Consider the following 10,725-nt stretch of genomic DNA (forward strand, 5'->3'; position numbering starts at 1 on the left):
GGCGGGCTGGGCAGCTCGCCCCGGAAGCGGTAGGTGGCGCCCGCGCGCGTCTGGTGGCCCCAGCCTCGCGAGCGCAGGTGGAAGAGCAGATCATGCGGCTCCCACTGCCGCAGCGCCGTGAGCGTCTCCTCCGACGCCGGCACGTCCAGCCCGTCCGGCACGAGGATGCCCGTCTCCGCCAGCAGGCGCACGAGCTCGCGGAGCGTGGCGGATTCGATGCCGGTGTTGAACTGGTTGAGCCGCGCCAGCAGCGTGGGGCGGGCCATGTCGAACAGCAGCGACACCACGCGCCGATCATGCAGCGCCGCGGTGGCGTGCACCGTGGGGCAGTCCAGCACCGCGTGGCCCGCCGCCATCCGCGTGTGCGCGAAGCGGGAGAGCTGCAAGGGCACGTTCGCGTCGAACGTCGCGCGCCGGCGCAAGAAGGACGCGGAGGCCGGCGTGAGCGTCATCAATAGGTTGCCGCGCTCCTCCACCGTCCACGACAGCAGGCCGCCGTCCCCCGCGAGATCCAACCAGTACCAGGCGAGCGACGCGTCCGTGCCCGCCGCGGCCGGCACCTCCGTCTCCTGGATGCCGCCGTCCGCGAGCGACTCGAAGACGGCGCGCACACCGGGGGCCAGCAGCCCCAGCCGCAGCGAACGACCCGGGCCTTCCACGCGCGCGTCGTCCGCGTCGGAGCAACGCAGCGCCACGCCTTCGGCGAGCGACAATCTCATGCTGACGGCCTCACGGTTCCGCACCGTAGAACCGGGTCGGGTTTTCCCAGAGAACCTTTCGTAGACGACTTTCGGGCATCAGGTCACGCAAGGACAGCATGGATGCCAGGACATCGTCTCCGTGATCCAGATGCGGGAAGTCGCTTCCGAAGAGCAGCCTGTCTTCGGGCAGATGTCGCATCATGTCGGGCAGGTAGGGCTCGTCCGGCTCCACGGAGACGAAGCAGTGCCTGCGCAGGTAGGCGGATGGAGCCTGTCTGACGGTGGCGGAGACCTCGGCGCCCACGGCCTGGTGCTCCGCGTCCAGGCGCCAGGACCAGTAGGGCAGCCAGCCGCAGCCCGCCTCCATCGCGCCCACGCGCAGTGTGGGGTGGCGCTCCAGCACGCCGCCCTGGAGGAGCGCGAGCAGCCCCATCATCAGCTCCATCGGGTGGGCGCAGGCGTGGTTGGCGAAGCGGGTGTCGAAGCGGTCCGCGCCGGCCGACGGCACGTAGACGTGGCCGCTGCCGTGCAGCACCACCGCGATGGAGCGGGCTTCGCACTCCGTCCAGAAGGGCTCATACGCCGCGTCCGAGAGGAGCCGGCCGCCAATGGGGTTGGGCCGCACCATCACCGCGCGCCAGCCGAAGCCCGCCACCCGGCGCAGCTCCGCCACCATGGCCTCCGGTTCGTGCCGGCTGATGAGCCCCACGCCCCGGAGGCGCTCGGGGTGGTGCGCGCAGAAGCCCTGCAGCCAGGTGTTGTAGACGGCCGCGAAGGCGGTGGCCACGCGGGGCTTCAGCGGCCAGAAGCCCTCCAAGAGCAGCGCGTACGTGGGGAAGAGGGCCGCGACGTCCACGCCGGTGCGGTCCATCTCCGCCAGGTACACGTCCGGCCGCTGGAGCAATTCGTTGCGGCCCAGCTGCCGGTAGGAGCGCGCGGAGAACTCCACCCACGCGCGCTCCGGCATGTGGTTCCACAGGGGCTTGCCGTCCACCTCCGGCAGGGGCTGCACCGGCAGCAGGCCCTGGGGGCCCAGCCGCTCCAGCCGCGCTTGGAGTGACTCCTCCGGGAGCCGTCCGGGCCGGGGGGCGTGCTTGCGCAGGGCCGGCTCCAGGTGCTCCGCCCAGAGGCTCAGCGGCTCCAGGACATGGCGGTCCGCGTCGAAGATGTGGAAGCCGTCACGCATCGCTCACCGTCCCCAACTCGCGAGCTCGTCGCGCACGTCCTTGAGCAGCGCTTCCAGCAGGCCGGTGCGGCGGGCCTGCGTGCGCAGCGCCTGCTCCTCGTCGGCGGCGAGGGCCACGAGCGAGCCGGGGTGCCCGCCCCGGGCCGCCACCGCCGCGTCGCACAGCTCGCGCAGGAATTCGTGGTGCTGCGGCTGGAGCGTCTGGAAGCCCTCGCCCCAGCGGGAGACGAAGTCCACCAGCACGTCGCGTGACGCCTCGGGCACGTCGCGGCGGTCGGGCAGGTCGCGGCTCAGCCGCACGTACAGGTCCGGGAACACGTCGCGCATCGCGGTGGCGAAGGTGGCCGGGACGTAGACAGGCTGCGTGTCCGGGACGAAGTCGCCCAGGCGTTCGGCGGCCAGCACCGCGTCGAAGTCGGTGAAGAGGCGCTCGTGCCGGCGGCGCTCGTTCTGGTTGCGCGCGAGGAAGAACACCGCGCGTGGCAGCATCGTGGGCGCGGTGCGGCGGACCTCGGCGAGCGTGTCGCCCAGCACCGCGCGCTCCGCGGACGTGAGGGTCCAGGCGTCGGTGGCCTCGCGCAGGAAGCGGTCGGTGACGGCTTCGGGCCAGGCGGGCTCCGCCACCTGGGGGAAGCGCTGGATGCCGGCGATGAAGCCGCGGATGCGCTCACAGGCGGCGTCCCAGGTGGACAGCCGCTCCACGAGGTCGCGGAAGCCTTCGAGCAGCTGCGGCCGCGTCATCCCCAGCGGCATCACGTTGAGCACGATGGCGCCCCGGTCTCTTGAGTGCGCCTTCCGGGGCGTGGCGAGCCTTCCTTCCGCGCGCAGCCGCGTCCACAGCTTCGTGCCGCGCGGGGCTTGCAGCGGCGCCACCACCACCCACGGCAGGTGCGAGCGCTGGATGTTGGCGTGCAGCGAGTCGAAGACGGCGGGCGTGTCTTGGTCGAACCCGACGATGAAGCTGCCCCGGGGCCCGATGCCGTGCGCCTGGATGCGCAGCAGGTCGCCGATGAGATCCGCGCGCACGTTCTGGTGCTTCTGCGCCTCCTTGAGCGCGGCGGGATCGAAGGACTCGATGCCGAGCACCACGGTGTAGAAGTTGGCGTCCGCCATGCCTTCCAGCAGCTGCGCGTCGCGGCTCAGGTTCATCGTTACCTGGGTGAAGAAGCGCAGCGGGCGGGGCAGGGCGCGGTTCAAGGGCACCAACCCCGCGAGCACCTCCTTCGCGTAGCCCGCGTCCCCGATGAACTCGTCGTCCGCGAAGAAGACGCCCTCCGCGCCCAGCGCCGCGTGGCCCCGGACCTCCTCCAGCACCTGGGCCACCGGCTTGTGTCGCTGCTTGCGACCGTACAGGTAGATGACGTCGCAGAACGAGCAGTCGAACGGACAGCCGCGCGTCGTCTGCACGGAGCCCCACGCGTAGCGCGGGAAGTCGGCCGCGATGCCGTCCCAGCGCGGCGGCGGGCTCTCGCTCAGGGCGGGCTTGTCGATCTGCCGGTACTCGGGCGCGTACTCGCCCTGGAGGTAGTCCGCGAGGAAGCGCGGCCAGGTGCGCTCGGCCTCGTTGACGAAGAGCGCATCGAAGAAGCCCCGGTAGTCCTCCGGCGCGGCGGAGACGGCGGGGCCGCCCGCGACCACGGTGGCGCCCCGGTCGCGGAAGAAGCCGCCCAGGAAGCGCGCCTGGTACGTGAGCGCGGAGTACATCACCGACACTCCGACGATGTCGTAGTCGCCCAGCGGCGTGTCCACGCGCAGCTGGCCGTGCAGCTCCTCGTCCCAGATGTCCACCGTGAAGGTGTCCGGCGTGAGCGCCGCGAGCGTCGCGCAGGCCAGCGGCGTCATCGTCGCGCGCTTCACGAGCCCGCGCTCGGGGTCGAAGTCCTCCGTCTCCCGGTCGACGTGGCGTCGATCCGGTCCGCACTGGACCAGCAGGATGCGGGGCTTGGGAGCAGGGGACGGCGCCATGGCGCGCTCAGAAATAGAAGGGCACGGGGTTGAGCTGGGCTTCGGTCAGGGGCGCGGCCAACCACCCCATCCGCACCGGCACGTCATACAGCCGGCCGGGGCCCAGGCGGGGCCAGAAGTGTCGCAGTCCCGGGACGATGACCTTCACCACGGACAGCCCCACCTCCGGGCGTCCCTGATCCACCACCAGCGTCTCCAGCCCCACGCGGGCCGCGCGCTCGACACAGGCCACCACGTCGTCGCGCAGGTCGTCATGCTCCACGCGCGGGAAGTCGAAGCGGACGCGCGGAGGGGCCCCCTCGTCGGGAAGCAGCCACGAGGGGTCCGCGTGCGCGCGCGTGTCCCACGGCGAGGGGGACGTGTCCTTCGGGTCGTAGCACTGGGCCACCTCCGTGAGCGCGCGCTGCACGGCGAGCTTCGCGTCGAAGTGGCTGCCACACCCGGCCCAGGCGCGTCCGCGCTCCGGGGACAACGCGAGCGCGACGAACACCGGGATGCCCAGGTCGTGCGTGAGGTCGAGCACCCACAGCCGCAGGCCCAGCGTCCGGTAGTGCGCTTCCACGGAGGCGAACCACGGCTCGTTGAAGCTGCCCAGGTCCACGCGCGGACGGCGCAGGCGGTTGTACCACCAGAGCGCCACCGCATCGCGCTCCACCAGCTCCAGGAAGCCCTGGAGGATGGCCTCCTCCACGCAGTTGCCGGCCGCGTTCCCGTTGGAGTTGAAGAGGGCGAAGGGCCCGTCCGCGGGCGACGGCGCGAAGAGGTAAGCGAACGACGTGGGCACGTAGCGGTGCTCACCGTGCGTGAGCGACCACGCCAGGCTCCAGTCCATCGGTTGATCCGCGTAGGGCCGGGGCACGGCGGTGCGCGCATCACGGTGGCTCGCGCCGTCGGGCCGGTTGCTGAACTGCGCGGCGCTGAAGTGCTGGAGCGCGTCCGGGTGCACGGCCTGGGGACCCAGCGACGACGCGGTGGCGTGGACGCGGGGCTCGTCTCCCTGGAACACGGCGCTGTAGCGCTCCAGGGCCTCGCACAGCGCGCCCGCGCGGGCCTGGGCCTCGGTGCGTCCCTTGCCGCTGGCCACGCGGTGGAAGTCGTCGGAGGCGGGCGCGTCCGTCCACGGGCACACGCGGAAGAGGGCGGACTGGACGTGGCCCAGGGGCGCGTCCCCCGGCACCGCGCGCAGGTCGCTCACCACGCCCGTCACGGGACTGATGAGGTGACGGTGGCGCTCCCACGTCTCCTCGGGCGTGAGGATGCGGTGGCCGCCATCGCCGGTGAAGCGCTTGGGGCGCGAGGCCAGCTCCAGCGGTCGCCGCGCGCGCGCCTCCATCCACGTCGGGTCGCCGCAGTCGGGACACTGCGGCCGCCGCGTCACGGCATGCGACTCCAGCTTCCAGGTGGCGAAGTCGAGCGTCCACAGCCGCGCGTGCCTCGCCGTATCCCCGTCCACCACCCACCGGGCCACGAGCGTCGCCGCGAACGACAGCCCTGCTTGCGCCGTGGTGGGCAGGCCGGTGCGCGCCAGCCGGGGCGCGTGCGTGCGTCCTCCCTTGCGCGCCAGGTACTGCTCGACGGGGCGGTTGCCCCAGAGCCGCTCCGTGAGGCACGTCCAGCACGCGCCCGCACCGGGCACGACGACGGGGCCCGCATGACACGCGGAGCCCGTGACCTTCACCGGCAGGAACGCCACGCCCGCGCTCCGGGCCGCCCGCGCGAGTTCGAGCGCCTCCGGGGACAGGTAGTCATCCACCAGCAGGACGTGGCGGTCCGCCTCCTCGCGCACGTCCAGGCCGGTGTCGCGCAGGGCGTCCGTCAGTCGCTCGACGTCCTCGCCCGCGACGGCGCGCACGGCGACGGGCGTGTCCAGCAGCCGTCCGGCCGCGACCGCCGCGTCGATGCCCAACGACTCCCAGAACCCGGCCACCTCCGCGTCGAACACGTCCTCCGCTTCCTCCACGTGTCCGCGCTCCTCCAGGAGCGACAGCGCGTAGAGCACCTCTGGCGCGGAGGCCTGTCCCTCCAGCTCGGCGATGACCTGGGCCACGGTGCGCTCGCCATCCAGCAGCGGCACGACGCGCGCGTGCAGCGCGCCCTCCAGGAGGAAATGGGCGCGCTCGCCCACGAGGAAGACGCGTCGCGCATCGAGCACCTCGACGCGCAGGTGGGGCTTGATGCGGAGGACTCGGTTCATGAGCAGGCGGGCGAGCCTAGCCGGGGCGCGGGGCGCTGGATACGACCGGGAGTGCACGGGAGGCGGCCCGGACGTGCGTGGTAGAAAGCCGGCCATGGTCAGCCTCCCCCTCCTGAAGAGCGCGCGCGTCTCCCCCATTCCCGCGAACCCCCTCCGGAGCCGCGCCCCTGCTGGCACCGTGGAGGTCACGCTGGTGCTGCGCCACGGCGCGCCCCTGCCAACGGTGGAGGAGCTGTGCGCGGAGCCTCCGCGCCGCTCGCTCACGCACGAGGAGTTCGAGGAGAAGTACGGCACGTCGAAGAAGGACCTGGCCGCCGTGAAGCGCTTCGCGGCGGCGACGGGCCTGCGCGTCGTCTCCGTGCAGCGCGACCGGGGCCATGTGCGGCTCGCGGGGACGGCCACCGCCATCCGCAAGGCCTTCGACGTGGACCTGAAGCGCTTCGAGCACGGCAAGGTGTCGTTCTTGAGTCACACGAAGCCCGTCTCGTTGCCGCGCTCCCTGCGCGACATCGTGGAGTGGGTGTTCGGCCTGGACACGCGCCCGCTCGTCACCCACAGCTCGGCGTCCCTGCCCGTGCCCGCGAAGCAGGCGGCGCAGGCGGGCCTTCGCTCGTACACGCCGGAGGAGGTGGGGCGCCTCTACCGCTACCCCGCGACGCAGGGCGAGGGCCAGTGCGTGGGCATCATCGAGCTGACCGGCGGCTACAGGAACTCGGACCTGGTGGAGTACCTGGCGAAGCTGGGCGTGAAGCGGGACGCGCCGGTGACCGTGGGACCCAACACGCCGGGCTTCAGCGTCGCGTCCAACGCGGAGGTCACCATGGACGTGGAGCTGGTGTCCGCGATGTGTCCGAAGGCGCGCGTCGTCGTCTACAACGCGGACTCGAAGGACTACTCGCTGAGCGACTACCTCCGCGTCTTCGCGATGGCCATCAGCGACCGGGAGAACCGGCCGTCGGTGCTGACCACCAGCTGGTCCTTCTACGAGGGCTCGCTCATCCAGAAGGGCGAGGAGGCGGCCTTCGAGCGGCTCTTCCGTGAAGCGGCGCTCCTGGGCATCACCGTGTGCGCGGCCTCCGGAGACCTGGGCTCGCAGGTGCCCACCGAGGGCGGCTCACCCACCGGCGCCATCACGGCGGCGGCGACGAGCTATCCCGCCGCGAGCGCGCTGGTGCTGGGCTGCGGCGGCACGACGCTCGAAGGCGAGGGCGACACGATCCGCCACGAGCGCGTGTGGAACCGCCTGGGCGAGGCCATGTCGATGAGCCCCGTGGGCGCGCCCGTGGCCGCGGGCGCGAGCAGCGGCGGGGTGAGCACCATGAACAAGCTGCCCCTGTACCAGCAGGGCATGAACGTGCCCGAGCAGGTGACGACGACGTGGAAGGACGGCGTGTTCCAGGTGGTGTCGCGCACCCCCGGGCGCGGCGTGCCCGACGTCGCGGCCAACGCCGATCTGCACACCGGCTACCAGATCTACTTCAAGGGCCAGGACGGGGTGGCCGCGGGCACGAGCGCCGCCGCGCCCATGTGGGCCGCGCTCATCGTCCGCCTCAACGAGGCCCTGGGCCAGCGCGTGGGCTTCCTCCACCCCCGCCTGTACGCGCTCGTCAGCGAGGGAGCGCCCGTGTTCAACCGCATCACCCAGGGCGGCAACGGCGCGTGGTTCGCCAGCGAAGGCGCCCTGTGGAACGCGTGCACCGGCCTGGGCTCGCCGGATGGAGAGGCGCTGCTCGCGGGCCTGCGGCGGCTCCAGCGCCGCAAGCACTGAAGCCGGCGCGCGCGCGTCTCAGAACGCGTCGTCGGTGATGCCCAGCTTCTGGCGCATGGTGTTGACGCGTGCGTCCAGCTGGGCCTGCTGCTCGGGCTTCATGGCCTGCTTGCCACGGCCCACGCCGCCCTTGAAGACGAAGCCCCGGCCCGGGGCCAGCGGCTCGTACATCGTCAAGCGCGGGTCGAAGCGGAAGTCGTTCTGCTTCATGTGCTCGAAGCCCGTCCTCTCCATCAGGAGCGGCAGGTCCTCGTCCGCCACGGGGACGCCCAGGAACGCGCCAATGCGGCGCAGACACGTCTCCCGATCCGCGATGAGGTCCGCATAGCGGATGTGCAGCACGTTGGGGTCGTTGCGGTGCGGCCACCACGAGGCCAGGTGCTTGCCCCACTCGTTGCTGCCCACCTGCTGGCGGAAGAAGCCGTCGAAGTCAAGCTGCGAGCCACTCATCAAACAGTTGTGGTGGAAGCGGGACAGGATGCTGTCGGCGGCGGCCCGCGTGACGTAGATGATGCGGCTGTTCTTGGGCGGCCTGAGCGCTCCGTAGAGCAGGTGCGTCTTCAGGATGCGCGGCTCCGCGTACCCGTCCAGCAGCCGCTCCCCGTGGGGCAGCAGCGCCAGCATGTCCACGAACGGCGCCACCTGGAGGATGTGCTCGTACTCACCCCGGCCGCGCGTGAGCAACTGGTAGACGATCTGCTGCATCCACGTCGTCCCCGCCTTGGGGAAGGTGGAGATGTAGATGTCCGTCGGACGGGGCTTCAGCCACACGTAGCGCAGCCGCAGCCAGCGACACGTGTCGAGCAACAACAGCAACACGCCGCGCAGCATGATGAAGAACGCCACCGCCACGTTCAGCACTGCTCGCAACACGGGACGGGACTGGGGAGGACGGGGAGCCATGGGGGCGAATCCATAGCAAACCCCGACCTCCTGAATCACCGGTGCGCGGACGGCCTACCGGGTCACCCGCTACTCCAGGATGCGCTCCATCCGGAGGAAGGGCCGCGAGGCGGGAATGTTCCGGCTACGGCAGACCTCGAGGAACTTGTTCGATTCGATCATCTGCGGGGCCGTCTCGTCGTACTGGAGCACCATGACGTGGCGCAGCCAGGGCTCCTGGCCCATGGCGTAGACGAAGGCCTCCTTCGGCTTCAGGTGGTTGAGGATCTCCGTGGCGCGCGCGGAGTCGGAGCCGTTGAGCCGCCGCGACTGGTCCATCTTGCGCGGCAGGGGCTGGCTGAGCAGCGGGCCGTACATCCAGCTCATCGGGCCGCCCTCGCACTCCATGCCCAGGTAGAGCTCGTCCAGGTTCCCCACCAGCTCCGTCAGGTGCTGGTACATCCGGGGCTCCAGCGCGTTGGAGTCCGCGGCCATCAGCATGGCGCGGCCGCCCAGGCGCACGAGGTGCGCCGTCTTCGCCTGCACGCTCAGGTCGCTGTGCTCGCCGATGAAGGGAATGCCCATCAGCGACCCGCCGGGGATGCGGATCTCCTGCAGGTCGTCGATCTCCACCACGTTGCGGAAGCCCGTCTTCTCCAGCATCAGGCGCAGCGACGGATCCGCCAGCGAGAACGCGTTGGAGCGCGGCACGACGATGGTGCCGATGCGGTGACGCAGTTGCAGCAGCGTCTCCATCATCAGGTGGTCCGCGTGGCCGTGGGTGATGAGGACGTAGTCGATCTTCTCCGGCAGGTCGGCGTGGGTGAAGCGCGCCTGGTCCGTGGGGAACTCGTAGCTGATGACGGGGTCGGTGAGGACGGACACCTCGCGCGTCTCCATCAGCACGCACGCGTGGCCGAAGTAGCGCACGCGCACGCCCGGGCCGGTGTACGGCTCCGGCTTGCGCGGGGCGACCTCCGTGAAGAGGTCCGCGAACGCGTCCGCCGCGGACGACGGCACGCCCAGCATCTCCGCCACCTGGCCGGGGTTGCCCGGCGTGTGGCGCATGCGGAAGAGCGCGTCGAGGCCCTCGTGCCGGAACGGCACCTGGAGCCACAGCGGCGTGTCACCTTCGAGCCGCGGGGTGCTGAAGACGTACTTGCGCGAGTCGCCCGTGACGCGCATCAGCGAGATGCTCTGCGACGACTCCTTGTAGAGGCTGCTGCGGTAGAGCAGGGGCTCCAGGATGCGGGCGTTGGCGCGGTGGGCCAGGTCGTACGTGAGCTCCACGTAGCCGCGCAGCTGATCCGGCACCTTCGCGTAGAGCGGCTCCAGGGACTCACCCTTGGAGCTGGCGAGCAGCTGCTCCAGGTCCGCCAGGGCCTTGGTGTAGGCCAGCATGTCCGCGTGGTCCTTCATGGTGCGCTCGAGCAGCGCCTTCACGTCCGCCACGCGGGAGACGGGGTGGTTGATGAAGGGGCCGCCCATCAGCGCCGGGTTCTGGAGCGCGGCGACGTGCACGTCCGGGTTCGCGACGAACGACTGCATCAACTTCAGGTGCAGCCGCGACACGTACAGCGGCGCCGTCGCGGGCGACAGCAGGTACCACCAGACGTACCACTGGTTGAACAGCGGCTCGATGGCGACATCGGGCTTCAGGTACATGGGGCGGTCGAGCATGGGATCGGAGGGGGCTGGCCAGTGAGGAGGGAGCAGGCTTCCGGCTTCCTCCGGAGTCGCTCGTGTTCCGCCAATGTTGATGATTCGCCCGGTGACTTCAAGGCGCTAACACCCCGCGTCCGGGCCGGGGCTTCAGAGATTCCCTGTTTCAAGCAGGGGCTTTTTACAGCCTGCGCCGGGGAATACGGGGCTGTTCCGACTTCGGATACAGATTTCCAGAGAAAAGCAAGAAGCCCAGGCATGACATTTCTCGCTGGGTTTGTTTGCGGATACAATCTGGCCCCTTGTGCGTGGCCCGGTCCCCCCTGGTTCAGGTCGCGCGCCGCCAGCCATCCCGAGGAAGTCCACC

Annotated in this window: 7 protein-coding genes; 1 reads left to right on the top strand and 6 read right to left on the bottom strand. The window is 70.9% G+C overall.

The window, feature by feature from the left end; translation table 11 throughout:
- From D7V97_RS06450 to D7V97_RS06465, 4 genes are all read right to left on the bottom strand, one after another.
- Nucleotides 1–719, bottom strand: a 719-nt coding sequence (locus tag D7V97_RS06450; RefSeq protein WP_147444709.1) for a hypothetical protein, incomplete at its 3' end; no start/stop codon positions are given.
- Between the two features lie 10 nt (nucleotides 720–729).
- Nucleotides 730–1,887, bottom strand: coding sequence for an amidohydrolase family protein (locus D7V97_RS06455; RefSeq protein WP_120609715.1), 1,158 nt, complete (start codon nucleotides 1,885–1,887; stop codon nucleotides 730–732).
- A 3-nt stretch (nucleotides 1,888–1,890) separates the two neighbouring features.
- On the bottom strand, nucleotides 1,891–3,852 hold the full coding sequence (locus D7V97_RS06460) for a radical SAM protein (RefSeq protein WP_120609716.1): 1,962 nt from the start codon (nucleotides 3,850–3,852) through the stop codon (nucleotides 1,891–1,893).
- 7 nt (nucleotides 3,853–3,859) lie between these two features.
- On the bottom strand, nucleotides 3,860–6,046 hold the full coding sequence (locus D7V97_RS06465; RefSeq protein ID WP_120609717.1) for a TOMM precursor leader peptide-binding protein: 2,187 nt from the start codon (nucleotides 6,044–6,046) through the stop codon (nucleotides 3,860–3,862).
- Between the two features lie 94 nt (nucleotides 6,047–6,140).
- Between D7V97_RS06465 and D7V97_RS06470 the strand changes: the two genes are divergently transcribed.
- The gene (locus tag D7V97_RS06470) at nucleotides 6,141–7,814 is read left to right on the top strand and encodes a protease pro-enzyme activation domain-containing protein (RefSeq protein ID WP_158623294.1); all 1,674 of its coding nucleotides are present in this window, start codon (nucleotides 6,141–6,143) and stop codon (nucleotides 7,812–7,814) included.
- An 18-nt stretch (nucleotides 7,815–7,832) separates the two neighbouring features.
- Here D7V97_RS06470 and D7V97_RS06475 read toward each other — a convergent pair whose 3' ends face one another.
- Both D7V97_RS06475 and D7V97_RS06480 read right to left on the bottom strand, forming a co-directional pair.
- The gene (locus tag D7V97_RS06475; protein ID WP_120609719.1) at nucleotides 7,833–8,717 is read right to left on the bottom strand and encodes a sulfotransferase domain-containing protein; all 885 of its coding nucleotides are present in this window, start codon (nucleotides 8,715–8,717) and stop codon (nucleotides 7,833–7,835) included.
- A gap of 69 nt (nucleotides 8,718–8,786) precedes the next feature.
- A complete protein-coding gene (locus D7V97_RS06480) occupies nucleotides 8,787–10,376 on the bottom strand; it encodes an MBL fold metallo-hydrolase (protein WP_120609720.1) in 1,590 nt (529 codons plus the stop codon).
- Between the last annotated feature and the right edge of the window lie 349 nt (nucleotides 10,377–10,725).

Source organism: Corallococcus sp. CA053C (assembly GCF_003611675.1).
Lineage (GTDB): Bacteria > Myxococcota > Myxococcia > Myxococcales > Myxococcaceae > Corallococcus.